This window comes from Sorangium sp. So ce131 (assembly GCF_051519095.1).
In the GTDB taxonomy this organism is placed as follows: domain Bacteria; phylum Myxococcota_A; class Polyangia; order Polyangiales; family Polyangiaceae; genus Sorangium.
Genome location: NZ_CP150455.1, coordinates 2,482,452 through 2,507,825, shown reverse-complemented (window position 1 = coordinate 2,507,825; position 25,374 = coordinate 2,482,452). Strand labels below are relative to the sequence as shown.

The following is a 25,374-nucleotide window of genomic DNA, read 5'->3' as shown; positions in this document are numbered from 1 at the left end:
GGGGAGCTTGAATCGAGGTCAGAGCTCGACCCCGAGGAGCACGCCCGGCCGGAGCCGGTAACGCGCGAGGACGGTCTCGGTCCCCTGCGAGAGCTCCAGATCGTAACGGACGCGCACGGGGTCGAGCTCGATGAAGAGCTCGGTGAACGCGCGGGCGCCCCGGCCGAGCGGCAGCTTGGCCACGGCGCCGGCGGCGAGCACGAACGAGCTCGTGGCGCTCGGCTCGGCGGGGACGAACTCCGCGCTCCCGGTGCCCGGCCGCGGGGTCACGTCCACGTGGTCGAGCCCGGCGCCGAGCCGCGCGCCCAGCTCGAGCGACATCGCGCGCGGGCCGAGGGCGTAAAGCCAGGAGGCGTCCGCGCGGAGGGCGGCCGTGCTGAGCGCGAGGCCGATGCGCGGCTCCTCGTAGCGGCGCTCGAACTGGTACTGGAAGCGCGCGCCGATCGCGAGACGCTGCCGCCCCCAGCCGCCGCCGAGCGCGACCCGCACGCCGGGGCCGTGCGTCACGCCGACGCCGGCCGAGTGCGCCGCGACGCCGTAAAAGACCCCGAGCTCCAGCGCGGCGCGCCGCTCCGGCGCCGGGTCCGGGGCGGCCGCGGGCGCCTCCCGGGGCGCCGCTTCGCGGCGGAGGAGGAGCGCGCGCGCCTGCTCGCGATCGAGCGAGACGCCCGCGTCCTCGCGCAGCGATCGCAACGAGAGCTCGACGACCTGCGCGACGGACTCGCGATCGAGCTCGTCGAGCCGGCCCGAGAGCTCGAGCGAGCGCACCAGGAAGCGATCGGCCACGGGATCGGTGAAATAGAGCTCGGCGAGGCGCGGGCGGCTCAGGTCGATCCAGCACGAGAGGGCCGCCTCGGAGGAGGCGCGCGCCGCGAAGAGCTCCTTCGCGTCGAAGCGGGGCGCGGTCCGGAAGCGGACGGCGAAGGCGGAGAGCGCATGGGATCCGAGCGCCGCCCGGATCGACGCGAGGTCGCCGGGGTCGCCGGTGAGCACGATCTCGACGACCGGCGCGCGGCGCGACGCGGGCGGTTCGGCCGGCGCGGGCGGTTCGGTCGGCGCGGCCGGCGCGCTCGGCGCGGTCGGATCGGCCGGCGCGGTCGAACCGGCCGGGCCCTCCCCCGCTCGAGCCTGCGCCGCGGAGAGCGCGGCGGCCGCCGCGAGGCCGAGGCAGAACGACGTCCGCTTCGTGATCAGCCTCCGAGCTCGGCGAGCCGGCGGCGCGCGTGCTCGGCGTACGGCGAGCTCGGGTGCTCGCGGAGCAGGCGCCGCCAGGTCTGCGCCTCGTCGGCCGAGCGCCCGAGCGCCCGCAGCGCGCGCCCGCGGCCGTAGAGCGCCTCGGCCGAAAGGGGGCGCCCGCCGGCCGTGCCGAGGTACCGATCGAACTGCGCGAGCGCCGCGGCGGGCGCCCCGGTCGTGAGCAGGAGGCTGCCCAGCGACACGAGGGAGAGCGTGGCCTCCGGCGACGCCGCGTAGCCCTTCTGGAGCGAGCGGTAGAGCTCGATGGCGCGCCGGGAGTCGCCGGCGCGCCGCGCGTCGTTGGCCTCGCGGAACAGCTGCGCCGCCGTCGAGGCGGCGGGCGAGGGCGCGGCCGCGCTCCGCCCGCGCAGGGCCTCGCGCGGCCTCGAAGCAGGCGTCGCGGGCTCCGTCGGCGTCGCCTCGGCGAACGCCGGAGCGCCCGGGAGCGAGGGCAGCGCGCCGTCCGGCGCGGCCTGGCCCGCCGGCGCGGCCTCGCCCGCCGGCGCGGCCTCGCCCGCCGGCGCGGCCTCGCCGGACGGAGGCGCCGCCTCGGGGAGCGCGGCCTCGCGCGCACGGGATACCGCAGCGCGCAGCGGAGCCTCGAACAGGCGGGCGCTCGGGCTCGGCGCCGGGCGCCGCTGGACGAGCGCCGTCGCCGCGACGGCTACCCCGCCGGCGAGGACGGCCGCCGCGGCGTAGAGCCACACGCTCCGCCGAAAGCCGGCCCCGCGCCGCCCTGCGAGCGCGTTCCAGGGCGGCGCGACGTCCTCTCCCCGCCGGACGTCGTTGTCGGGTCGCAGGGGCGGCAGCGGCGCGCCGTCGCGCCCGAGGTCGACCGCGACCGCGCCGATCGCGACGCTCGCGACGCGCGCGAGGAGCGCCGCGTCCCCGGGCTCCGCCGCGCCCACGGCGTCGAAATCCTGCGCGAGCTCCCAGGTGATCCGGCACGACTCGCAGGAGCCGAGGTGGGCATCGAAGGCGAGCCGGTCCGGTTCGGTCGCGACGCCGCGGCGCACCCGCGTGAGGAGCTCGCTCCGGCAGTCCACGTTCATGACTCCCTCCCCCGGAAGAGCTCGGCGAGCTTCGTGTTGTTGGCGAGCGCGCGCCGCAGCGCCTCCTTGCCGAGCCGGAGCCGGCTCCAGACGGTGTTCGGCGACACGCCCGCGAGGCCCGCGATCTCGTCGACCGTGTAGCCGAGCACGAAGTGGAGCGCGAGCGCCTCCGCGGTCGACTCCGGCATGCGGTCGAGCACGTCGAGCACCATCTCGCGCCGCCGCGTCGAGACCGCCTGGGCGAAAGGCGACGGGCCGCGCTCGTCCGGGGCCGCCTCGGCCAGCTCGGCCGGCTGGTCGAAGCGCGCGCGCTGGCGGGAGCGCCGGCGCGCGCCGAGCGCGGTCATCACGGCGATGCGGTTCGCGAAATGGAGCACGGTGCACTCCGCGCGGAAGGACGGCAGCGCCTGGAGCAGCGCGAGCACGGCCTCCTGGGTCACGTCCTCGACGTCGGCGTGGTGGGGGCCGAGCACCTTCCTCACCGTCCGCAGCATGGATCCGCCGAGCTCGGTGATGAGCGTGCGGATCGCCGCGGGATCACGCGCCGCCGCGGCCCGAGCGAGCCCGAGCAGGTCGTCCGCCCTCGGCGGCGCCCCCTCCGCCGGAGCGGGGAGGTCGGTGGCGGGCTTTCGCACGGAAACCACGATGCACGAGGCCCGAAGTCGGGGTCAAGGCGCATGTCGGCGGGTTTCACCGCCGGCGGCCGCGCCGCTACGGCCCTCCCGAGACCGGCCAACCGTCGCTGTCCCATACGAGCTCCGAGATCCGCAGCGTGGGGGCGCCGTTCGCTTCCACGTTGTAGGCATGATAGATGTTGTAGGCCCTGTCGTCGGCGAACAGGACGGCGTTGTGCCCTGGCCCCCGCCACCGGGAGTCCCCCACGACGAGGAGGGTGCCGCCGCCCGACGTCATCGCCGTGCCCTCCTTGTCGACATACGGACCGGTGATGTCCGCCGAGCGACCGACGGCGATCTTGTAGGTGCTGTCGTTGCCGCGGCAGCACGAGTCGAAGGAGACGAACAGGTAATAGAAGCCGCAGCGCCGGACGATGAAGGGCGCCTCGAGAGCCCCGCCGGCGTCGGGGCGGGCGGCGAGGGCGTGGAGCTCCGTACCGGCGCGCTCGCCCGACGGGGTGAGCTTCACCATCTTGATACCGCTCCAGAAGCTCCCGAACACGAGCCACGGCGTGCCCGCTTCGTCCACCGCGACGTTGGGGTCGATGGCATTCCAGTCGTCCCGCGATCCGCCGGTGTTCGAGCAGATGGCGGGGCCGCGGTCCGTCCAGGGGTCCGCCGCGTCGAGCGAGGCCTTGGTCGCGTGTCCGATACACGACCTGTTGCTGCCGAACGTGGAGGCGGAGTAGTAGAGATGGTAGGTATCGCCGAAGCGCGAGATGTCGGGCGCCCAGAGGTTGGTCACGCCCGGCACCTGCGCCGCGAGCCAGGCGGGGTTCGCGCCGAACACCCGGCCGGCGTCCCGCCAGTCGAGGAGGTCCGAGGAGGTCTTGATCGGGAGCCCGTCCCCCGTCTGGAAGAGGTAATAGCGGTCGCCTGCGCGGATCGCCGACGGATCGTGGGTCCCGAGGTGCCCGGACAGGCGCAGCGCCTCGGGGGGGCTCGACGGGTCGTGGACCGCGTCGGCGCACCTGTCGCCGGCCCCGCCGGCGCCGTCACCCCCTCCCGCGCCGCCAGCGCCGCCCGTGCCCGCCGCCGCGCCGGCCTCCCCCCCTCCCGCGCCGCCGCTGGTCGTCGTGCTGGCAGAGGTGGTCGTCGTGGCGCCGGCGGCGCTGGTCGCGCCGGTGGTGCCGGCGGCGCCGCTGTCCTGCCCCCCTGAGCCCCCGCCCGGCGCCGGGCCTTCCGAGGAGCAATTCACGAGCGACGCGGCGACGCCGATCAGGAGGATCCACGCGTGGACATGCGCTCTTGACGGCAACTGCGGGCGAAGCACAAGGGCCATTGGAACTCCTGAAGCTCTCTCGGCTGGACTCGAGCGAGGTGCTGTCCGTAGACGTCAACGCGGCCTCGGGGACATGGCGTCCCGCATTTCCCACGTGGACCGGGGCGCCCGCGATCAATCACCGGTCGCTCGGATTTCTTGCGGCGGGGCCAGCGCGTTCGCGTCCGACGCGAAAAATACAATCAATGCGCGCGGCGGCGAGCGCGCAAAGGGCGGCCGCGCGGATCGCAGCAGGCGCAGGCGCTCACCGCATCAGCGCCTTGATGGCGGCGGCCAGCGACTGGAACACGGAGATCCCGCGCAGCTCGATCCCGAGGGTGACCATGCGCTGCGCCATCGCCGGCCCCACCCCGACGAGGCTCACGCGCGCCCCGAGCAGCCGCGTCGCCTGCGCGGTCTGCACCAGCGACGCGGCGATGTCGGCGTCGACGTGCGGCACGCCGGTCAGATCGAGCAGCACCCGCCGGGCGCGCTCGCGCGCCACGCCGGAGAGCACCGCCTCCAGGATCTGCCGCGCCCTCGCGGCGTCGATCGCGCCGATCAGGGAGACGAGCAGCACCCCGGGCAGGAGCGGGATGACGGGGCAGCCGAGCTCGCGCACCGTGCTCGCCAGCGCGCGCTCGCGCTCGTAGGCGGCCGCCAGCATGTCGCGCTCGGCGTCGAGCGCCGCCTCCAGCTCGTAGCGCTCGAACGCCGTCGTCAGGAGCGACACCCACGTCGACACCGGCCTGAGGTTGTCCGCGAAGCTCTCGGTGTGCAGCCCGCCGAGCGCGAGGATCCCCCGGTCGCGCGGCCCGCTCGCGATCGGGATCAACACGAGGTAGCCGCTCTGCTCGTCCGGCGAGGCGGCCTCGAGCAGGGCCGGCGGCGGAAAGGCGCCCGCCGGCCACCGGGATCCGAGCAGGGCGCTCAGGCCAGGATCGCGGGCGCTCAGGCTGTCGACGACGAGCTCGGGCCCGCCCGGGCCCGGCTCGGCGGCCCACAGCGCGAGGCACGCCACGCGCAAGGTGGTGTGGCGCAACCACCCCAGGCGATCCTCGATCCAGCCCTGCTTGGACGCGAGGAGCATGCCCATGTCCAGGTTGGCGTGGACCAGCCGCTCGAGGCTCTTCAGGCCGCGGCGCGCCGCGATCGCGACCGCCCGCTGCTGCCCGAGGCGCACCCGGTCGATGAAGACCTCGGTCCGAGCCGCGGCGCCCGGCGCGCCGGCGAGCCGCCGCGCGGCGGCGCGCTCCACCTGCTTCACCACCGAGAGGAGGATCTCGATCTTGTCGTTGCGCTCCATCCCGGCGAGGAAGGCCTCCTGGAGGGCGTCCACCTCCAGCAGCGCCGCCCCGGAGAGCGCCGCGGCGAGGCCCCGCACGAGCACCTCGGCCTCGGGCCAGAGGGGCGGCGCGCGCTCGTCCTCGCGCGGCGGCGCCGGCGCGGCGATGAGCAGGTTCAACGCCCGGAGCAGCTCGCCCTGCCAGTCGCCCCCCTCGTCGTCGAGCTCCAGCACCGGCAGCTCGGCGGCCCACCCGGCGCCGGCGCCGCAGGAGCGCCGCACCACGAGCTCGGCGGGGACGCGGGTGACGAGCTGCTCGAACGGGCGGCCGTCGATCATGTCGACGAGCCGCCGCACGGCCGTGCTCGCGAGCAGCTCGGGGCTCTGGCGCATCGTGGTGAGCGGAGGCTCGCAGTACTGGGCGGAGCTCACGTCGTCGAACCCCACCACGGCGATGTCCTCGGGCACCCGGTAGCCGTGCGCCCGGATGGCGTTGATGGCCCCGAGCGCCATCTCGTCATTGCCCGCCAGGACCGCGGAGCAGAACCTCCCGTCGCGCTCGAGCAGCGCCCGGAAGCGCTGCTCGGCATACGCCGACTCGCATTCCTCGAACTCGTCGAGGAGGTTGAGGTCGGCGTCGAGCCCGCGCGCGCGCAGCGCCTCCTCGTACGACGCGGCCCGCTCGATGAAATCCGGCGATCCCGCCTTGCCGATGTAGGCGATGCGGCGGTGGCCGAGATCGACGAGGTGCTCGACGAGCCGGTGAATCGACTCGCGGTTCTCAGCCCGGACCGCCGGGTAGCGCGGGGCGACCGGCGGCCCGCAGAAGACGACGGCGGGCGTCCCCTCGGGCGCCAGCTCCTCGATGCCGTCGACGTTGTACATCACGATCCAGCCGGCGACGTGATCGAGCGCCACCTTGCTCCGCGCGAGGGCCCGAGGCAGGCCGTACAGCAGGAGGAGCTGATAACCGCTCTCCCGCGCGGCGCGGCGCATGCCGTCGAACGCGGCCACGTTGAAGACGTTGTCCAGGTACGTAGCCGCGACGCCGATCACCTTCGGAGCATGCTGGGCGACATGGCCTGTCTTCATGCCGGTCGTGTCCTCGAGCAACGGATGACATGGGGTGAGCCGAGAGATGCCATGAGCGGCCGTGCCTCGTCGTCGAGGCATGTCGACGTCAGGCCGCTTGGCGAGCGGCCTCACCGACAGGACGGAGCCCGCGTCGGGCCGGACATCGTATCACCTGGTCAGGCGAAAAGACCCACGAACTTCGGCGTCGCCTCCTGGGCGCTACCGGCATGTCGCCCCACAGGCGAACACCTGGCCACAGCCCGAGGAGCCGCGCGGCAGGCGCCGAATTGTCTTGACAGGCTCGCCGATCAGAATCGCTCGTTGCGCCGCGCATGAGCGCGGCTGGCGGCCGATCGACGCCCGCGTGATGTCTCGCTGTAACGTCGACAGGGCTCGTCGCTGCAACGCTGTCGCCGCGACGAGAGCAAACTTGACAGAGAAGCGGCTTGCGCGCTTCCTGTACGCGCGCGCCGCGCCTCGCGCGGCCGCTCGGAACGACCCGCATGCACAAGGTGCCCGACCTCTTCGCCGCGTTGCAGCAGATCGTGCGAAGGGCCATGGCGATCCCCCCGCACGCGCCGCGCGGCGGCCTGCTCCTCCGCGAGGGTCGTGACATCGTTGCGCGGGCGCTTGTCGGCTTTGATACACCAGGGCGGCGCTCGTTGTACAGGGCCGCGACGGCGGAGCTCGGCGGCGAGAGGGCCCGGCTGGTCCCCGAGGCGGCGCCCGGAGCGGCGCCCGTGCCAGGCGTCGTCGCCGCACACACGTGGTACCGGACATACCTGCCCTTCGCGCTCGAGGCCGCGGGCGCCGTCCCCGAGGGCGCCGGCGTGCTGGTCGCGCCCATCCACGTGCGCGGCGAGCTGGTCGGCTGTCTCGCCGTCGAACAGGCGACGATGGAGCCTCCCGGCGAGGATCGCCGCGCCCTCTTCGAGATCCTCGCGGACGCCGCCGGAGACGCGCTGGAGCGCCACAGGCTCTATGAAGAGAAGGCGGGGTCGGCGCAGGAGATCAGGCTCTTCGAGCGCCTGCTGAGCGCGGTGGGCACGACGGCCGCGCTCCATCACCTCATCGAGACCATCGCGCACGGGATCAAGAGCGTGCAGATCGCGCCGGACTGGAAGGCGGTGGAGCTCTGGCTGCTCGAGGAGGACAGCGTCGAGGGCGGCGCCGCGACTGCCGGGGGCGGGCTGCGCGCCCGGGTGTACCGCGCCCCGCGGACGGAGCCGACGACCTACTGGGAGAACATCCGCGCCGGCGCCGTCAGCGCCGGGCGCCCCGTCGGGGTCGATGTCGAGTTCCGGACCGGCCACGGCGGCGAGGGCGAGGGCTCGCAGAGCGCGCTGCTCGAGGAGGCGATCCGCCGGCGCGTGTCCGGCGTCGTCATCGGGCCCAGCAACCCCGAGACGGCGGAGCCGTGGTTCCGGCGGGCGGCGGAGGCGAACATCCCGGTGATCGTGATCGACACGCCGCCGATCCCGGGCAGCCGGGCGCCGCTCTACATCGGGACGGACAACGTGGCGGCGGGCAGGATGGCGGCCGAGATGATGAAGCGGCTGCTGCCGGACGGCGGCGTCGTCGCGGCCCTCGGGGCCACGGGGCTCGCCATGAACGTCCGCGAGCGCGTCGAGGGCTTCCGCGCCGCCGTGCTCGGGTCGAACATCACGGTGCTGCCGACCATCGAGTGCGACTGGGACATGGAGGCCGGGGCGAGGCTCGCCACGGCGGCGCTCGCGGCGCGGCCGGACATCGTCGGCGCCTTCGGGGCCGCCGCCGACAACGGGCCGTCCTGGGGTGTGACCGCGAGGAGCCTCGGCAGGAGCGGAGACCTCAAGATCGTCGGGTTCGATCTCATGGCCGGCACGGTCGCCCTGCTGCGGCAGGGCGCGATCCACGCGACGCTCGTCCAGCGCGAGTACGACATGGGCTTTCGCGCCGTCGAGACGCTCCACCGGATGCTGACGCGGGGGCTCGAGCCGACGCTCGCCGAGCTGCCGCCCTCGCGCGTCGTCCACACCGGCGTCGATTACGTCACCCTCGAGCGGACGCCGTGGTCCACGACGCTCAGCGATTACCTCGCCCTCGACGCGGTCCGCCGCGCCGCGAACGGGAGCGGCGACGGGAGGTCGTCGGCCGCGGATCGGACCGAGGTGATGCTGATCGGGCTCCCTCCCCCCTCGCACGCGGTCGTCGAGGACCAGGTCCTCATCCCGGCGGGCTCGCTCGTGGGGCGCGCGATCGAGGCGGGCAGGCCGCTCGTGGTCGACCCGTCCGAGGGCGAATGGCGCGCGCACGCCGCGCTGCCCGCCGCCCACGCGGGCGCGCGCACGGCCGTCGCGTTGCCGCTGCAGGCCCGGGAGGGCGTGCTCGGCGCCCTCGTCCTCAGCACCGACCGCGGCGACGCGTGCGGGGAAGGCGACGTCTCGTTCCTCGTCCGCGTCGCCGGCACCGTGGCGGTCGGCGTCGAGAACGCCCGGCTCTTCCGCCGGACCACGGAGCGCAGCGCGGCGCTCGAGCGCGCCAACGCGCAGCAGTCGGCCATGCTGGAGACCATCCGCGAGCTCTCGAGCCCGGTCGTGCCGATCGCGGACGGCATCCTGGTCATGCCCGTGATCGGCGTCATGGATGCCCAGCGCTCCAGCCATTTCCTCGCGTCGATGCTCCGGGAAATCGAGGCGCAAAAGGCGCAGATCGTGCTGATCGACGTCACCGGCATGGCCATCGTCGACGCGACGGCGGCGTCCCAGCTCGCCGACGCGGCGCGGGCGGCCGCGCTGCTCGGCGCCGAGGCGGTGCTCGTGGGCATGACGCCGGGCGCCGCGCAGATGATGGTCGCTCAGGGCCTGGACGTCGGCGCGATGGCGACGCACAGGAACCTGGCGCACGGCTTCCGCTACGCGCTCGGCAGGGTGCGCCGGCGCGCGGCGCGGCGCTGACGCGGCGTCACCCCGCTCCGGCGGCGGGCGGGGCCTCGACGGGGCGTGGATCCGGGGGCGCCGGGGCGCCCGCGCGCCGCGTTCGCCGCTTCTCCTGGACCACGTGCACCACCTGGTCGAACACGACCGCCGCGAGGATGACCGCGCCGATGATGATGAACGTCCAGTTCGGGTTGAGGCGCCAGATGCGCGCGATGCCGCCGTCGCTGTAGCGCACCTGGAACATGTTGATGCCGTTGTCGATGACCCGCATGATCGCGGAGCCGACGACGATCCCGACCACGCTGCCCTCGCCGCCGCGCAGCGAGCAGCCCCCGAGCACGGCCGCGGCGATGGCGTAGAGCTCGTAACCGATGCCGACCTGCTGCGACATCTGCCCGATGTACGACGCGTAGCAGACGCCGGCGATGCCGGCCAACGTCGACGAGAGGACGTACGTCGCGACCTCCACCCGGGTCACGTCGATGCCCGAGTACTCGGCGGCGTCGCGGTTCCCGCCGAGCGCGTACATGTAGCGCCCGAGCACGGTGAAGTGCAGCACGTACGCGCCGACGGCGAGGACCGCGAGGAAGATGACGAGGGGGTACGGGATCACCGCGTCTCGGCCGACGCGCAGGAGCCCGCCGTTCGCGAGGCCGAGGAACGGCGAGTCGCCGAAGCTCAGCGTGCCGCCCTCCGCCACCGCCTGCGAGACGCCGCGGATCAGCAGCATGCCGCCGAGCGTGACGACGAACGGCTGCAGCTTGAGCCGGGTGATCAAGAGCCCTTGCAGGAGCCCCACCAGCACCGCCGCGGCGAGCGCCACCGGGATGCCGAACCAGAGCGGGTAGCCGAGGCACCCCATGCCGGACGACGAGAGCTTGGCGATGAGGACGCCCGTGAGGCCGATGACCGAGCCGATCGACAGGTCGATCCCGCCGGTGATGATCACGAGCCCCATGCCGAGCGCGTAGATGCCGAGCATCGAGATCTGACGCGTGGTGTTGACGACGTTCGACTGCCCGAGAAAATCGGGGTTGGAGATCCAGAGCCCCGCGCACATCACGACGAGCACGAGGCTCATCCCCAGCTCACGTCTCATGCCGTCACCTCCCCCTCTCCTCTGCCGGTCATCAGCGTGGCGAGGCGCTCCTGCGTCAACCCTTCGCGCGAGAGCACGCCCGTGATCCGCCGCTCGTGCATGACGATGACGCGATCGCTCATCCCGAGGATCTCCTCCATGTCGGAGCTGACCATGAGCAAGGTGAGCCCCTCGCCGGCCAGCGCGGCCATGTGCCGGTAGATCTCGGCCTTGGCGCCCACGTCGATGCCGCGCGTCGGCTCGTCCAGGATGAGGACGCGGGGGCTCATCGACAGCCATTTTCCGAGGACGATCTTCTGCTGATTGCCGCCGGACAGGTTCACCGCCCGCTGGTCGAGCGAGGGCGTCTTGATGCGGAGCCGGTCCACCTCGCCGCGCGCGGCGCGGCGCTCGGCGTCGCGATCGAGCCACCCGAAGCGGCTGTAGCGCGGGAGGTCCGGCAGCGACGTGTTCTCGACGACGGTCATCGGGAGCACGAGGCCGTGCCGCTTGCGGTCCTCCGGCGCGAGGCACACGCCGCGGTCGATGGCCTCGCGCGCCGTCCGCGGCAGGTAGGGCTCGCCCGCGAGCGTCATCGCGCCGCCGAGCGCCCGGGTCGCCCCGAAGATCGTCTGCATCAGCTCGGTGCGGCCGGCGCCGACCAGCCCCGCGAACCCGAGGATCTCCCCGCGGTGCGCCGTGAAGCTCACGCCCGCGGGCGCGCCGGGCACGACGAGATCGCGCACCACGAGCACCGGCTCGGGCGCCGGGCGCTCGGTCTTCGGCGGGAAGTAATGGCCGCTGAGCTCCCGCCCGACCATCATGGCGACGATCTTGTCGGGCGTGGCCTCGGCGCGCGGGAGCTCGCCGACGTGCCGGCCGTCGCGCAGCACGGCGATCCGGTCGGCGAGGATCATCAGGTCGTCCATGCGGTGAGAGATGTAGATGACGCCGATCCCCTGCGCGCGGAGCGCGCGGACGATGGCGAAGAGCTCCCTCGACTCGGCGGCGGTGAGCGACGACGTCGGCTCGTCCATGACGAGGATGCGCGCGTCGACCGAGAGCGCCTTGGCGAGCTCGACCATCTGCATCTGGCCCGCGGTGAGCGCGGAGACGGGCGTGGTCGGCGGCAGCGCGAGGCCGACGCGCGCCATGAGCGCCGCCGCCCTCTCGTTCATCTCCCTGCGCCTGAGCGGGGTGAGGAGGCGGCCCTCCGACCCCTCGTTGCCGAGGAAGACGTTCGCGGCGATGTCGAGGTTCGGCGCGAGCATCAGCTCCTGGTGGAGCAGCGCGACGCCGCGGCGCCTCGCGTCGCCCACGCCGCGCAGCGCGGCGGGCGCGCCGTCGATGAGGATCTGCCCCTCGTCGGGCACGGCGGCCCCGCCGAGGATCTTCATGAGCGTGCTCTTGCCCGCGCCGTTCTCTCCGACGAGCGCGAGCACCTCGCCGGCGCGGAGCGAGAGCGACACCCCCGAGAGCGCGGTGACGCCCGGGAACCGCTTGACGATCCCGCGCATCTCGAGGAGGGGTGGACGATCGGGCGTGGGTGCCATTCGTCGGGGTCGGGGGCGCGATCGAGGGGTGATCCTCGGGCCGCGCCCCCGGGGAGCAGGGCTACTTCTTCAGCTCGGCGAGCTTGGCCTTGAACTCCGCGACGTTCTCCTTGGTGATCACGTCGACGCCGGTGTCGATCATCTTGTTCGCGGGGATCGCGGCGATGGCCGCGTCGCCCTTCGTCGCGAGCTCGTGCATCCATTTGCTGGCCAGATAGCCGAACTGGAACGGCTTCTGCACGACGGTGCACGCGACCGTGCCGTTCTCGATGCCGCTCAGCGTCGCGTCCTCCTCGTCGAACACGGCGGGGATGACCTTGCCCTTCTTGCCGAGCGACTCGACGGCGGCGATGATGGCCGGCCCGTTGTACGACCAGAGGCCCGTCGCCACGTCGACGTCCGGGTGGGCGTTGATGATGTCTTCGACGTTCGCGCGCGCCTTGGCGCGATCGCCGTTGTCCTCGCGCTTGTCGACGATCTGGATGTTGTGCTTGGTGACGACGTCCTCGATGCCCTTGAAGCGCTGCGCCGCGTTGTCGACCGCGAACATGCCGACGAAGACGGCCATCTTCCCGCCGTTCGGCAGGATCTTCACGAGCTCGTTGCCGAGCACCTTGCCGGCCTCGTAGTTGTTGGTGCCGATGTAGAGCAGCCGGTTCGACTTCGGGGCATCCGAGTCGAACGTGATCAGCTTGACCTTCTCGGCGACCTTGTTGAGGACGGGCACCTGATCGTTCGGCGCGAGGACGGACAGGCCGACGGCGTCGTAGCCCTGGCTGGCGAGGCTCTCGAGGATCTGGTTCTGCTCCTCGGGCGTGCTGTTGGGCGGGATCTTGATGTCAACTTGAATCTTCGCCTCTTGCTCGTACTTGTGGACTCCGGCGATCGCGATCTTCCAGAAGTCGCTGCTGCCGTTCGTCACGAAGGCGATCTTCGTCACCTTGGCCGCGGGTTCTGCCTTGCTCTTGTCGCTGCTGGCCTCGCCCCCGGCCCCCTGATCGCAGCCGGCGGTCCATGCCATCGACAGCGTGACGACCGCTGCACACGCGAGCTTCCAGAGACTCTTCTCTTGTTTCACGGCGGTTCTCCTCGTTGTTCGCGTCCGTTCGCGAAAGCGTGCGCCGATGCGACGTCGCGGATCCGCGACACCGCCGATGCCCCGAAGCGATGCTAGCGACTCGCCTCGACGATGTCGCGCTTCGTCTGGACTACCGAGGTGGAATTCTGCGGGGCGGCGCGCAGGCGGCCAGACGCGACAGGGGCGCAGGAGGAGGCGCGATATCCACCCCCACGTCACCACATGTGTTGAACAGGAGGTCTACCGGACCAACCCGGCCTGCGGGGTGACGGTGTAGTTGCGGCTGATGTTGTTGTCCCAGTACTCCGCGCCGGCGACGGCGTAGCGGATGGCGAACTTCACGGCCCCTACCGGGCGGCTGATCCCGACGGAGAACTCCCACAGCTCGCCCTCGTAGACCGTCGGGAGGTCCTCCTGGTTGTTCCAGTCGGACGCCACGTACCTCGCCGGGACCTCGTGGTACGTGGCCCAGTCGTCGATCGAGTAGCGTACCAGGACTGATTTGTCGTAAGCGATGTTCTTGACCGCGACCTTGCCGGAGAGCTGGCCCGAGTCGAGGGACGCTCTGTAACACAGCACCTCGGATCCGATGGCGAGCGTCGGGAAGTCCCACCCCGTGCCCCTGCCGTGCGTGCCCACGGCGTAGTCCGCCCCGTGGTCGTTGTCCCAGTAGGTGGTCTGGTCCTGGCTCACGTACCGGAGCGCGAAGCGCGTCCGCTCGGACGAGCCGCTGAGCCCCTTCTCGACCTGGAACGACCACTCTTCCTTGCCTCCAGGCAGCGACATGACATAGCCCGCCAGCGTGTCGGCCCAGCGCCCGAAGGCGTCGTGACGGCAGGCGACCTCCTTGTGGTACCCCAGGCTGGCGACCTCGATGCGGCCGTAGACCCGGTAGCGGTCGCTGAGCCGCTTCGCCTTTGCATAGATCAGCCGAACACTCATGTCTGCTCTCCCTCGTTGTCGGCGGCTTGTCGCAGGGTCGCGGAGACGGCCTGAGCGCCGCGCGCGCTCAGGCCGTGGGCTGCCCTGAGCTGCCGGGTCATGTAGCCTCCTTCGCGAACCACCGGGGGCGAGCTTCGCATGTCGGTCCCTTGCTGCAAAGCCCGACGCCGGACCTCATGTCGACGCACACGTGAGGTGTGCGGGCCCAGCGGCGCGAACGCGCAGCCGATCAGGAGGTCGTCAGGAGGTCGTCGTCGCGCCGGTGCCGCGGTGAGGAGGGCCAGCCGAGGAGCGGCCGTCAGACCCGCCGCGCGGGCGCTCGGCGATCGCGCCGCTGGGTTCGCCGCCCGCGCGGACGGGCACGGGCCCGCCGGCTGCGGAGGGGGCCGCCGCGGCGCGGGCAAGGTCCGCCGCGCTGCGGGCAGGTCCGCCGCGGCGCGGGCGGATTCGCCGCGGCGCGGGCGGAACCCGGGTCGACGACTGGACCTGTACATCCGTTCAATCCTCTGCTAGCCCCGTAGGCATGCGTCCCCGCAAGGTCGCCGCCGTCGTCGTGGAAGAGCTGCCGCCCTCCGAGGACGCCGTCGATGTGAGCCCGCCCGACGACATCGCGGCGGACGAGGCGGTCTCCTTCGCCGGAGCGCCGCTCTCGGCCGAGCGGATCTGCGTCGACTGCGGCAGCCTCGGCGGGGCGTACGACGGCTGCGCGCACCGCGAGCGCGCCCGCTTCCACGCGCCGTCGCGATCCGCGCACGAGCTGGTCGCGCGCCTGCGCCGGGCCGCCGCCGAGCACCGGGCGGCCGCGCGCGCCCTCCGCGCGCTGGCGCTCGCCGAGCACGCGCGCGGCCGCGCCGACATCGAGACCGCGGCGGAGGAGGCGCCCGAGGAGCCGCCGCCGCCCGAGGTGGCGCCGCCGCCCGAGCCGCCGCCGGCGGCCGTCTGCCCGCGCTGCGCCGCTCAGGCCGAGGGGGCTCCGACGTCCACACCGGCAGCGGCAGCGGCGGCGGCGGCGGCGCCTGCGCCCGGAGAGGACGGGACGCTGCGCCGGCCGAAGCGCAAAGGGCGGGTGCCGCTCGAACAGCAGGCGTTCCCCTTCACGAGCGATCCCGAGCAGCGGTCCACGCGCAGCGCGTGAACGAGCGCGCCGCCTCCCCGCCGCCGCCTCCGAATCCCCTCCTGGCCTGAAGGAGAGGCAGTTCACAGAAACCCTCGGGGGTGGGGAAATTTTTATACCCCTCTCCTCTTCCGGCATGGCCTCGGTCGGACGTCGGGAGAAACGCTGCTGACAAACAACGCCGCCTGCCAGATACTCTCGCTATCGTGCCGCACACCCGATCGAGCGAGACAATGGCGCGCGCGCGTCGTCGGCGCGCGCGCGTCGTCGGCGCGGCGGCGCGTGCGCCCCGGGGACCCCGCGCCTCGCGGGGAGGCGGCGCCGCGCCGCGCCGGAGCTGAGGACGACCGAGGACCTTGCCACCATGCCGCTCGACAAAGCCATCGGCATCATGTGCCCCGACATCTGGGGGAGCTACTTCTGCGAGGTGGTCGGCGGCATCCACGCGGTCGCCCGGCGCGCTGGATATCGGGTGATCGCCATCAAGGCCTCACCGCGGGACGTCCACGCGATGAAGCTCGCGCAAGGCCACGTCGACGGGTGGATCTGCATGGTCGACACGACCGGTATCGATCGCTTCGTCGGCGGCCGCCCCGTCGTGACCCTCAGCGTCCACGGCGAGGGCACGCCGTTCCCCTATGTCCTCCCGGACAACCACGGTGGCGCCGTGGCGGTCGTCCGCCACCTGATCGAGCACGGCCACACGCGGATCGCCTTCGTGGGCAACATGACCCATGAGGACATCCGGCACCGCTTCCAGGCCTACCGGGACGCGCTCGCGGAGCGAGGGATCCCGCTCGATCCCGACCTCTTGGTCGAGGTCCCGGACAACGAGCGGGCCGCCGGACGGGCCGCCGCGCGGCGCATCGTCGAGTCCGGCGTCCCCTGCAGCGCGATGTTCGTGGCCACCGATCAGGGGGCGCTCGGCGCCATGGATTTCCTGCGCGAGGCGGGGCGCCGCATCCCCGAGGACATGGCCGTGGCCGGGTTCGACGACATCGAGGGGGCGAGGTACACCACGCCGCCGCTGACGACGGTCCGCCAGCAGGTCGGCGCGGTCGGCAGGAAGGCCGCGCAGCTGCTCCTCGACCAGCTCGCGGGGCGGGAGGTGGCCAGCGCGGGGCACATCGTGCCGACCGCCGTCGTCCTGCGGCGATCCTGCGGCTGCGCGCCGGCGCCGCCGTGGCGCGACCCGGCCGCGCCGCCGGAGCGCGCCGGGGCGTCGGCGGACGCGCTCGCGCGGGAGCTCGCGCTCGCGCGGGAGCTGGTCGACCTCGTGGGCTTCTCGGCGGCGATCGACCGGAGCGCGCCGCCGGAGCAGGTTTGGCCCGGGGTCGCCGACGTGATCGCGGGGCTCGAGGCGGCCGCCCAGGGCCGCCCAGGCCCCGGCGGCGCGGCGCTCCAGCGCGCGTGGCGGCACGCCGTGGAGCAGGCGCCCGACGTCGACGTGCTCCTGATGATGCTGGATCGGCTGGAACAGGCCGGGCAGGCGCTCCTCCGGCGCGACGGTGGCGCCGCCGCGGGCGCCGAGGAGCACGTCGCGGCGTACGTCCGAGGGGCCCGGCGCGACGTCATGGCAGGCCGGGTGGCGGCCGAGACGGCGCGCGCCGATTACCTGAACGGGCTGCTCGACATCAACCTCGTTGTCCGGGAGACGCTGCTGGAGAGCGCGGAGAGCGGGCGCGGCAGCACGAACAAGCTGAGCTGGCTGTCCGCGGTGCAGATGAGCTGGGGCTGCCTCGCCGTGTGGGAGGAGCTCCCGAGCTCGGTCGCGGGCGCGGGCGCGGGCGCGGCGCTGCGGGTCGTCGAGAGCGCCTGCCCCGGCGAGGCGGCGGCCTCGCCGGCGGCCGGCACGTGCGTCCCAGCCTCGGAGTTCCCGCCGGCAGGCTGGCTGCCGGCCGCGGTGCGCGCCGGCGGCGACCACGTCATCCGGCTGATCCCGCTCCGCAGCCAGGACCGGGATCGCGGGCTGCTCGCCGTCTGCGCGCCGGTGAGCAGTCCGCTCGGCCTGGATCACCGGGACATGGACATGTGGGTGGCGATGCTCACCGCGGCGTTCGAGCGCGAGTCGCTGATCGGGTCGCTGATCGAGCAGGAGCAGCGGACGCGCGCCGCCTACGAGCGCGAGCGCGCCCTCGCCGACGCCGTGCGCCGGCTCGGGTGCCCGGTCATCCCGCTGGAGCAGGGGCAGCTGCTCGTGCCGCTCATCGGCGCCATCGACCCGGAGCGCGCGAGCCAGGTGCTCGAGGTGGTGCTCGCCGAGATCGACCGGCAGGGCGCCGAGGTGCTGCTGATGGACATCACCGGCGTGCCCTCCGCGGATGTGCACGTCGCGCAGTCGCTCCAGAAGACGGCCCGCGCCGCCCTCCTGCTCGGCGCGGAGGTCATCGTCGTGGGGATGCGGCCGCAGGTCGCGCAGGGCTTCACCGAGCTCGGCGTCGGCCTCGAGGGGATGACGCTCTACGCGACGCTCGGCAATGCGCTGGCCGCGCTGCGCAGGAGGCGGGACAGACCCGACCCCGACAGACCCGACCCAGGTTGACAGACCCGGACAGACCGACAGACCCGACCCAGGTTGACAGGTTCAAAGATCAAAGATCCGACCCAGGTTGAGCTCGGGCGGACAGCCCCAGGTTGAGCTCCCGACCTACCCCGTTCACCGCCACGCGGTCCGGGTTGCCCCATCGTGACCAGAGCTCCGACCGGATCGGTCATCTAATCGGGCTGCTCCGTCATTAGGTCCGTCGACCGGTACCGGACGGTCGCACACCGACCAGGGTCGGTCGCTATCGCGCATCCCGGTCTACACGCGGGTCATGCCGTCGCGCTCGCCAACCTGGGTCGCGCGCGCCCCTGTGTCGGGTCACGGGTCACGCCGTCCACGCTCAACCTGAGTCGGGTCGCCCCCGGTGACTACACCGTGAACACCATATCGGTTACGCTGGCGCCGTGAAATGTGCGCATCCACCACGTCCCCGTCGGGAATACAACGTCGCGCAAACCGATGCGCCATTTTTCGAGCGCAGCACGATATGCCGCGCGGAAGGTACGCACAGCAACAGCAGCGATGCGCACGGCGTCCCCCTGCTCACGGCCCACCGCAAACGTCGGATTGCAAGCGCGTAACACCTCGAAGCTCGTGGCCCGCTTATAGGGAGAGACCATGCTGGCTCGCTCCGGACCCAAGTAGCGGAGCCCTTGCCCCTGCACCTCCGCATGGGCCAGCGCTTCCTGTCGCTCGATCTCGGCCGCTAGCTCACTTCGAAAGCTCTCCGCAGCGTCTTCGTCGACGGCTGGCGGAAGCGTGAGCGGGAGCGTTGCTACCTCGACCCACTGTGGATTTTTCGGGTTGAGATACGCCGAGGGCCGCCCCGCGCGCAGCGCGCCGCGACCGATCTCGGCCGCATCTACCTTGGCGCCCGGCCACTCATGAGCATGCCGGACGAGACCGGCGGCCACAGGATTCGCGAGCACGTAGGCGATCTTCTCCACCACCGCCGTGCGCGTCAGCAGCCGCACCACGCTCGTGGCCTCGTGGTCCCATACCGGTCCTTCCCACTTCCGGAGCACCTTCGTGCCGAGCGCGACGATGCGATGAAAATATTGCAAGAAGCGGGGCAGCGAACCTTTTGCATCGGTGACGACGAGGTGCAGATGCGATGACATCGCGCACAGCGCATGGACCTCGATGCCGTAGCGGCGGCTCGAAACCGCGAGGGCGTAGACCAGAAACTGAGTGATGGCCGCATCTGGGCGGAAGAGCAGATGCCGACGCAGGACGCGACGGGTGATGAGGTAGGTGGCACCGGGAGCGATATGGCGGGGCTGGCTCATGGCCAGAGTGCATAAACAAAGACTGTGCCGACATTGTGGTGAATGATTTCAGGTATTTGCCAAGCTCTGTAGGTGGCGGCCGCCAGGCGGTCCGCCACCCTGAGCTGCTGCTGTGACCCTGTGACCCCAACCTGGGTCGTGCTGTGGCCCCAACCAGGCTGTGGTGGTGACCCCCAACCTGGGTTGGTGACCCCAACCTGAGTCGGGTAACCGGTAACCAATGACCCCAACCTGGGTCGGGTTGGCTCGGCGGTGGTGACCCCAACCTGAGTCGGGTAATGACCCCAACCTGGGTCGGGTTGGCTCGGCCGGTTCGACGCGGGGTCGATGACCCCAACCTGGGTCGGGTTGGCTCGGCCCCAACCTGGGTCGGGTTGGCTGGGTCGGGTTGGCTGGGTTGGCTGGGTTGGCTGGTTCGGCCCAGCCCGTCGATGCGTCCGTCGCTCAGCTCGGCTTCACCGCTCGCTGCCGGTGCGCCTCGCGCCGTGCAACCCGCGGAGCCGGTTCCAGAGCTCGTAATCCGTGTGCTTCTTGGGCGCGATCAGGTCGTCCGGCTTGGTCACCTTCTCCCCGGTGACGGTGAACTCGCCCCGCTCGCGGTCGTTCAGATCGAGGTACGTCGCGTTCTGCTCCAACCGCCGCCCCGGCCGGACGACGCGCAGGGCCCTGAGCTCGTCGGACGTGAGCTCGGGGAGGATGACGTGGACCTCTTTCAGATCGAAGGCGGACATGGTGTCGTCCGCCGGCGAGGGCACGCCGATGTTCTGACCCGCCATTGCGTTGGGGTTCAGGTCGCTCTCGTACTCCGCCGGGTGCTTGTTCGGGGTCTCGGCCTGGTGTCTCGTCATGATCATTCCCTCCGCGGCCGTCTGGTGCCCGGAAGGTCCGATCGCAAGCGCCCCCCGCGCCGGACGCCCGGCGCTCCCCCGCGCGCTCGACAGCGCCCGCGCCCGACAGAGGCGCCCCGGAGCTCCGCGAGGAGCCCGGCGCGCCCCGTCACCCCTCGAGGTACGTGCCGAGCTCCCGTTGCCGCGAGCGCGTCCGGAGCTTCTCGAGCACCTTCGCCTCGATCTGGCGGATGCGCTCCCGCGTCAGCGAGAACGAGTTCCCGATCTCCTCGAGCGTCTCGTCCTCGTTGCCGTCGAGGCCGAAGCGGCGCCGCAGGAGCTCCCGCTCGCGCGGCTGCAGCGAGTCGAGCAGCTCGCGCGTCTGCTCGATCAACCGGCGCCGCGTCAGCATGTCGGCGGGCGTCGGCTCCTCGCCGGCCAGGAGATCGCCGTACCGCGTGTCCCCCTCCTCGCCGACCGGGGCGTCGAGGCTGAGCGGCTCGAGCGCGAGCTCGCCGATCATGCGCACCTTCTCCACCGAGAGGCCGCTGCGCTCGGCCACCTCCTCGAGCGAAGGATCGCGCCCGCGCTCCTGCACCAGCTCGCGCCGGGCGCGCACCACCTGGCTCCGGATCGCGGTGAGGTGCACCGGCATGCGCACGGGCTTGCCCTGGTTCAGGATCGCCCGCTTGATCGCCTGCCGGATCCACCACGCCGCGTATGTCCCGAAGCGGTGGCCCCGGCGGTACTCGAACTTGTCGGCGGCGCGGATGAGCCCGAGGTTCCCCTCCTGCACGAGGTCGAGCAGCGGCACGCCGAAGCGCTGGTGCTCCCGCGCGATGGCGACCGCGAGGCGCAGGTTCGCCTGCACCAGCTCGGACTTCGCCTGGGCGACCGCGCGGCGCGCCCGCGCGATCGCCGTGAGCGTCGCCTCGATCGACGCGCGCTCCGCCCCCTCCGCCTCGGCCGCCGCCGCGCGCAGGCTCCGCTCGATCCGCCCCTCGAAGGCCGGATCCAGGCGCAGCTCGGCGAGCCCCGCGGCGAGGCCCGCGAGCGCGATCTCCGCGTCGCCCTCGGAAGGCCGCCGCTCGAAGAGCGCGCGGGCAAGATCGAGCAGCCCCGCGAGCCGCTTCGAGCAGACCTCCGCCTCCGGATCAGCCGCGTCGAGCTCGCACAGGAGATCCCGCAGGCTGAGCGCCCCGACATGGACGTCCTCCGCCGTCAAGGCGAGCTCGCGCAAGGCAATCGGCGAGCGGACCCACGCCTCGACCCGCGCCAGCGCGCCCGCCTCGATGCGGCGGCCGATCGCCGCCTCGCCCTCGCGCGTCAGCGGCTGGCTGCCGGCGAGCGCCCGGAAGTAGAGCTCCGTCGCGCCGACCGCCGCGTTCCCGCCCGCAGACCTCGCGCGGCGCGCCGGAGCGCGCTCGCCCTCCTGCTCACCCGGGGATTCGATGGAATCGGGATGCCTCGATTCGGGCTCGCTCGCCGAGAGCGAGGAACGAAACCTCATTCAGTGCGCTCCAGTGTTGCGGCTGCGTCGTGCCCGACCCCGGAGAGTGCAGGGAAGCACGATCATCAGGGCGCCTCGATACCCTATCCACCGTGGACGTAAATAGGAAAACGAAGGACTCGCCGGCTCCGGTACTTCTACAGCATGTTCCGCCGTTTTGCTACCGCCTGAACGCGGCGCCACCTCGACGCGCCGGCGTGGAGGCGGGGGCGCAGCGCGCCGGGCGAGCTCGGCGCATAAGGACGCTCCCGTGGAGCGCTCGACCGGAGCGCGGCCCCATCACGCTTGCCGCCGCGGGCCTCCGCCTCCAAGGAAGGTGCTCTTCCCTGCCCCGCCGCGAGAAGCCCCCCCGGATGACCGAACCTGTGCGCACGACCCCGACCGACACCGGCCCCTCCACGGAGAGAGCGCGCGCAGCGGCGGAGCTCGCCCTGCGCGCGACCGAGGAGCGCCTCGCCTCCTTCTACGCAGATTGCCCGGTCGCGCTCTTCACGACCACGCCCGAGGGGCGCTTCGTCGACGCGAACCGCGCGTTCGCGCGCCTCCTCGGCTACGCCGACCACACGACGTTCCTCGACATGCCCGTCCCGAGCTTCTACGCCGACCCGCGGAAGCGGCGGGAGATCATGGACCTCCTCGACCGCGAGGGCGCCGTCCACGGCCACGAGATCGAGTTCGTGCGCCTCGACGGGGCGCGCGTGTGGGTCAGCATCAGCGCGCGCGCCGTCCGCGACGCGAGCGGGCGCGTCGTGCGCTACGAGGGCGCGCTGGAGGACGTGACGCCGCGCCGCAAGGCGCAGGAGATGATGCGCCTCAGCGACCAGCGCTTCCACCTCCTCGCCAAGGCCACGAACGACACCCTCTGGGACTGGGACTTCGCCGCCGGCACGGTCTGGTGGAACGAGAACTTCGAGCGCACGTTCGGCTACCGGCTCGCGGAGATCGAGCCGGGCCCCGAGAGCTGGACGCAGCGCATCCACCCGGACGACGTCGAGCGCGTCTCCCGCAGCATCCACGACGCCATCGACGGCGCCGCCGCGACGTGGAGCGACGAGTACCGCTTCCGCCGCGCCGACGGCGAGTACGCGTACATCTACGACCGCGGCTGCGTGCTGCGCGACCAGGGCGGCAAGGCCGTCCGCATGCTCGGCTCGATGATGGACGCCACCGAGCCGCGCCGCCAGCAGATCCTCCTCGGGTGGCAGCGCAAGGTGCTCGAGAAGATCGCCCTCCGCGGGGGCCTCGAGGAGACGCTCGACGCCCTCTGCCGCGACGCCGAGGAGCAGCTGCCCAGCCGCCGCTTCAGCGTCCTGCTCGCGAGCGACGACGGCCGACGCCTCCTCCACGGCGCCGCGCCGAGCCTGCCGGCTCCTTACAACAAGGCCGTGCACGGGCTCCTCATCGGCCCGCGCGCGGGCTCGTGCGGCACCGCCGCCCACCGCCGCGCCCAGGTCGTCGTGAAGGACATCGCGACCGACCCGCTCTGGGAGGACTTCCGCCACCTCGCCCTCCCGATCGGGCTGCGCGCCTGCTGGTCCACGCCCATCGTCTCCTCCACGGGCGAGGTGCTGGGCACCTGGGCCGTGTACGCGCTGGAGCCCGGCGGGCCGACCCCCGCGGACGAGGAGGTCGTCCGCGTGGCCACGCGCCTCGCCGCCGTCGCGATCGAGCGCCACCGGGCGGAGCGCGCGCTAAAGGAGAAGGAAGAGCGCCTGCGCGCGGCGCTCGACGCCTCGGCGACCGGCACGTTCCGCTGGGATCCGGTCACGAGCTCCCTCGAGTGGGACGAGAACCTCGACCGGCTCTTCGGCCTGCCGCCGGGCAGGACCGCGCACCACATCGACGAGTTCACGGCCCTCGTCCACCCCGAGGACCGGGAGCGCGTCTTCGCCGCGCTGGAGCGCTGCGTGCGCGAGGGCGCCGACTTCGATCTCGAGTTCCGCGTGGTGTGGCCCGACGGCAGCGTGCACTGGCTCCTCGATCGCGGCCGGATGATCCGCGACGAAGGCGGCAGGCCGCTCTACATGACCGGCGCGTGCACCGACGTCACGGTGCGCATGAACGCGGAGGCCGCGCTGCAGAGGCGCGCGGACGAGCTGGCCAGGCTCACGGACGCGCTCCAGCGCATGAACCGCGAGCTCGACCAGTTCGCCTACATCACGTCGCACGATCTCAAGGCGCCGCTGCGGGGCATCGCGCACCTCTCGCAGTGGATCGAGGAGGACGCGGGCGAGCACCTCAGCGACGAGTCGAAGCGGAACCTGGAGCTCCTGCGGAGCCGCGTCGGCCGCATGGACTCGCTCATCGACGCGATCCTCCAGTACTCGCGCGCCGGGCGCGTCCGGACGCCCAGCGAGGTCGTCGCGGTGGGGCCGCTCGTCGAGGAGGTCGTCGACCTGCTGTCGCCGCCGGACGGCTTCCGCGTCGAGATCGCCGGCCCCCTGCCCAGCGTCGTGGCGGAGCGCACGCTGCTCCAGCAGGTCTTCATGAACCTCATCAGCAACGCCATCAAGCACCACCACGACAAGCCCCGCGGCCGCGTCGTCGTCTCCGCGGAGGACGCCGGCGCCCACGTCCGGTTCACCGTCGCCGACAACGGCCCCGGCATCGCGCCGCGCTTCCACGAGAAGGTGTTCGTCATCTTCCAGACGCTCCAGGGGCGCGAGAAGGTGGAGGGCACGGGCATCGGGCTCGCGCTCGTGAAGAAGATCATCGAGAGCAGCGGGGGCACGATCGCGCTCGACTCCGACGTCGGGCGCGGGGCGGCCTTCTCGTTCACCTGGCCCAAGGCGTAACGGGCGAGCCCCGCCGGACCGCCCGCTACTCCTCCGCGGCGACGGCCCGGGCCCGCGCTCGGGCGCGGCGGGTCGGCGCGCGCTGGCCCCCGTCGTCGCGCTGGCCCCCGTCGTCGCGCTGGACCTCCTCGTCGCGCTGGACCTCCTCGTCGCGCTGGCCGCCCGCCGCCTGCCCGCGGCGCGCGGCGCGCGGCTTCTGCAAGCCCACCCGCCGCACGAAGGAGAGGAACTGCTGGAGCGTGGGCGACGTGTCGCCGGCGCGCCACGCGAGGAGCAGATCCGTCGACGGCGCGCCCACGATCGGCCGCAGCGCGAGGCCCCTGCGCCGGATGATCTTGATGGACTCCGGCAGGATGGAGACGCCGAAGCCCGCCGCGACCAGGCTCAGGATGTCGAGGTGCAGCGCCTCCTGCACGATGCGCGGGGAGAAGCCCGCGGCGCGGCAGAGCGCCATCACCTGGTCGAAGAAGGCGGGCCCGCGCTGGCGCGGGAAGACGACGAACGGCTCGCGCGAGAGCAGCTCGAGCGGGATGCGCTTGCGCCCGGCGAGCGGGTGGTCGGCCGGCAGCGCGACCACGAGCGGCTCGCGCCGGACGCGCTCCGCGTCGAGCCGCGCGTCGTGGAGCGGCGCCCTCACGAAGCCGACGTCGATGCGACCGTCCTTGAGGGCGTCGACCTGCTCCTGGGGCGCCATCTCCCGGAGGACGAGCTCCACCGCGGGGAACTCCGTGCGAAAGGCGCGGACCAGCTCCGTGATGCCGCTGTAGGCGAGCGACGACAGGTACCCGACCACGAGGCGCCCGGTCTCGCCGACGCTCGCGCGCCGGGCCTCGTGCACGGCGAGCTCCAGCGCCTCGAACACGCGCCGGACGTGGGCGAGGAAGACCTCGCCCGCGGGCGTCAGCTCGACCCGCCGCCGCGAGCGGTCGAAGAGCGAGAAGCCGAGCGCCGACTCGAGATCCTGGATCTGCCGGCTCAGCGGGGGCTGCGCGATGCCCAGCCGCTGCGCCGCGCGGCCGAAATGCCGCTCCTCGGCCACGGCCGCAAAATACCGGAGGTGGCGCAGATCCATACCTTTAAGGTATCCTGTGATACGCAAGAATAGATTGGACGAACGTCAGGGGCACCCTAAATGCTGGGCCT

The 25,374-nt window shown here is 72.6% G+C and carries 17 protein-coding genes; 4 read left to right on the top strand and 13 right to left on the bottom strand.

Annotated features, from left to right (window positions below):
• Positions 1-18: 18 nt before the first annotated feature.
• The 5 genes from WMF43_RS09260 to WMF43_RS09240 form a co-directional block, all read right to left on the bottom strand.
• A complete protein-coding gene (locus WMF43_RS09260; RefSeq protein WP_437679117.1) occupies positions 19-993 on the bottom strand; it encodes a hypothetical protein in 975 nt (324 codons plus the stop codon).
• Between the two features lie 197 nt (positions 994-1,190).
• A complete protein-coding gene (locus tag WMF43_RS09255; protein ID WP_437679116.1) occupies positions 1,191-2,288 on the bottom strand; it encodes a tetratricopeptide repeat protein in 1,098 nt (365 codons plus the stop codon).
• Positions 2,285-2,923, bottom strand: a complete 639-nt coding sequence (locus tag WMF43_RS09250) for an RNA polymerase sigma factor (RefSeq protein WP_437679115.1) — start codon at positions 2,921-2,923, stop codon at positions 2,285-2,287. Before WMF43_RS09250 ends, WMF43_RS09255 begins: the two co-directional genes overlap by 4 nt.
• A 76-nt stretch (positions 2,924-2,999) precedes the next feature.
• A complete protein-coding gene (locus WMF43_RS09245) occupies positions 3,000-4,244 on the bottom strand; it encodes an arabinan endo-1,5-alpha-L-arabinosidase (RefSeq protein ID WP_437679114.1) in 1,245 nt (414 codons plus the stop codon).
• A gap of 244 nt (positions 4,245-4,488) precedes the next feature.
• Positions 4,489-6,600 carry a substrate-binding domain-containing protein gene (locus WMF43_RS09240; protein ID WP_437679113.1) on the bottom strand — a complete coding sequence of 704 codons (2,112 nt, stop codon included), beginning with the start codon at positions 6,598-6,600 and terminating at the stop codon, positions 4,489-4,491.
• 485 nt (positions 6,601-7,085) lie between these two features.
• Here WMF43_RS09240 and WMF43_RS09235 point away from each other — a divergent pair, with 485 nt between their 5' ends.
• On the top strand, positions 7,086-9,518 hold the full coding sequence (locus WMF43_RS09235) for a substrate-binding domain-containing protein (RefSeq protein WP_437679112.1): 2,433 nt from the start codon (positions 7,086-7,088) through the stop codon (positions 9,516-9,518).
• 7 nt (positions 9,519-9,525) lie between these two features.
• On the opposite strand, the gene WMF43_RS09230 is transcribed toward WMF43_RS09235, so the two are convergent.
• From WMF43_RS09230 to WMF43_RS09215, 4 genes are all read right to left on the bottom strand, one after another.
• Positions 9,526-10,599: an ABC transporter permease gene (locus WMF43_RS09230; protein ID WP_437679111.1), complete on the bottom strand. Its 1,074-nt coding sequence runs from the start codon at positions 10,597-10,599 to the stop codon at positions 9,526-9,528.
• Complete coding sequence (locus tag WMF43_RS09225; protein ID WP_437679110.1) at positions 10,596-12,131, bottom strand: sugar ABC transporter ATP-binding protein; 1,536 nt, start codon at positions 12,129-12,131, stop codon at positions 10,596-10,598. The genes WMF43_RS09230 and WMF43_RS09225 overlap by 4 nt, the downstream gene beginning before the upstream one ends.
• 61 nt (positions 12,132-12,192) lie before the next feature.
• A complete protein-coding gene (locus WMF43_RS09220; RefSeq protein ID WP_437679109.1) occupies positions 12,193-13,209 on the bottom strand; it encodes a sugar-binding protein in 1,017 nt (338 codons plus the stop codon).
• A gap of 240 nt (positions 13,210-13,449) precedes the next feature.
• Positions 13,450-14,151, bottom strand: coding sequence for a CBM21 domain-containing protein (locus WMF43_RS09215; RefSeq protein ID WP_437679108.1), 702 nt, complete (start codon positions 14,149-14,151; stop codon positions 13,450-13,452).
• 523 nt (positions 14,152-14,674) lie between these two features.
• Between WMF43_RS09215 and WMF43_RS09210 the strand changes: the two genes are divergently transcribed.
• Entirely contained in the window at positions 14,675-15,286 is a 612-nt protein-coding gene (locus tag WMF43_RS09210; RefSeq protein WP_437679107.1) for a hypothetical protein, read from the top strand.
• A 343-nt stretch (positions 15,287-15,629) separates the two neighbouring features.
• A complete protein-coding gene (locus WMF43_RS09205; protein WP_437679106.1) occupies positions 15,630-17,807 on the top strand; it encodes a substrate-binding domain-containing protein in 2,178 nt (725 codons plus the stop codon).
• A gap of 371 nt (positions 17,808-18,178) precedes the next feature.
• On the opposite strand, the gene WMF43_RS09200 is transcribed toward WMF43_RS09205, so the two are convergent.
• The 3 genes from WMF43_RS09200 to WMF43_RS09190 form a co-directional block, all read right to left on the bottom strand.
• Positions 18,179-19,099, bottom strand: coding sequence for a transposase (locus WMF43_RS09200; RefSeq protein WP_437679105.1), 921 nt, complete (start codon positions 19,097-19,099; stop codon positions 18,179-18,181).
• 455 nt (positions 19,100-19,554) lie between these two features.
• Entirely contained in the window at positions 19,555-19,947 is a 393-nt protein-coding gene (locus WMF43_RS09195) for a hypothetical protein (protein ID WP_437679104.1), read from the bottom strand.
• A 148-nt stretch (positions 19,948-20,095) separates the two neighbouring features.
• Positions 20,096-21,436 carry a sigma-70 family RNA polymerase sigma factor gene (locus WMF43_RS09190; protein ID WP_437679103.1) on the bottom strand — a complete coding sequence of 447 codons (1,341 nt, stop codon included), beginning with the start codon at positions 21,434-21,436 and terminating at the stop codon, positions 20,096-20,098.
• 353 nt (positions 21,437-21,789) lie between these two features.
• On the opposite strand from WMF43_RS09190, the gene WMF43_RS09185 reads away from it, so the two are divergent.
• Positions 21,790-24,231, top strand: a complete 2,442-nt coding sequence (locus tag WMF43_RS09185) for a PAS domain-containing protein (protein ID WP_437679102.1) — start codon at positions 21,790-21,792, stop codon at positions 24,229-24,231.
• A 25-nt stretch (positions 24,232-24,256) separates the two neighbouring features.
• Here WMF43_RS09185 and WMF43_RS09180 read toward each other — a convergent pair whose 3' ends face one another.
• Positions 24,257-25,303 carry a LysR family transcriptional regulator gene (locus WMF43_RS09180; RefSeq protein ID WP_437679101.1) on the bottom strand — a complete coding sequence of 349 codons (1,047 nt, stop codon included), beginning with the start codon at positions 25,301-25,303 and terminating at the stop codon, positions 24,257-24,259.
• Positions 25,304-25,374 lie beyond the last annotated feature (71 nt).

Bases quoted from the DNA above. Each gene is read 5' to 3' on its own strand.
- WMF43_RS09255 (WP_437679116.1), bottom strand. From the start codon at position 2,288: ATGAACGTGGACTGCCGGAGCGAGCTCCTCACGCGGGTGCGCCGCGGC.
- WMF43_RS09245 (WP_437679114.1), bottom strand. From the start codon at position 4,244: ATGGCCCTTGTGCTTCGCCCGCAGTTGCCGTCAAGAGCGCATGTCCAC.
- WMF43_RS09240 (WP_437679113.1), bottom strand. From the start codon at position 6,600: ATGAAGACAGGCCATGTCGCCCAGCATGCTCCGAAGGTGATCGGCGTC.
- WMF43_RS09235 (WP_437679112.1), top strand. From the start codon at position 7,086: ATGCACAAGGTGCCCGACCTCTTCGCCGCGTTGCAGCAGATCGTGCGA.
- WMF43_RS09230 (WP_437679111.1), bottom strand. From the start codon at position 10,599: ATGAGACGTGAGCTGGGGATGAGCCTCGTGCTCGTCGTGATGTGCGCG.
- WMF43_RS09225 (WP_437679110.1), bottom strand. From the start codon at position 12,131: ATGGCACCCACGCCCGATCGTCCACCCCTCCTCGAGATGCGCGGGATC.
- WMF43_RS09215 (WP_437679108.1), bottom strand. From the start codon at position 14,151: ATGAGTGTTCGGCTGATCTATGCAAAGGCGAAGCGGCTCAGCGACCGC.
- WMF43_RS09210 (WP_437679107.1), top strand. From the start codon at position 14,675: ATGCGTCCCCGCAAGGTCGCCGCCGTCGTCGTGGAAGAGCTGCCGCCC.
- WMF43_RS09205 (WP_437679106.1), top strand. From the start codon at position 15,630: ATGCCGCTCGACAAAGCCATCGGCATCATGTGCCCCGACATCTGGGGG.
- WMF43_RS09200 (WP_437679105.1), bottom strand. From the start codon at position 19,099: ATGAGCCAGCCCCGCCATATCGCTCCCGGTGCCACCTACCTCATCACC.
- WMF43_RS09195 (WP_437679104.1), bottom strand. From the start codon at position 19,947: ATGACGAGACACCAGGCCGAGACCCCGAACAAGCACCCGGCGGAGTAC.
- WMF43_RS09190 (WP_437679103.1), bottom strand. From the start codon at position 21,436: ATGAGGTTTCGTTCCTCGCTCTCGGCGAGCGAGCCCGAATCGAGGCAT.
- WMF43_RS09185 (WP_437679102.1), top strand. From the start codon at position 21,790: ATGACCGAACCTGTGCGCACGACCCCGACCGACACCGGCCCCTCCACG.
- WMF43_RS09180 (WP_437679101.1), bottom strand. From the start codon at position 25,303: ATGGATCTGCGCCACCTCCGGTATTTTGCGGCCGTGGCCGAGGAGCGG.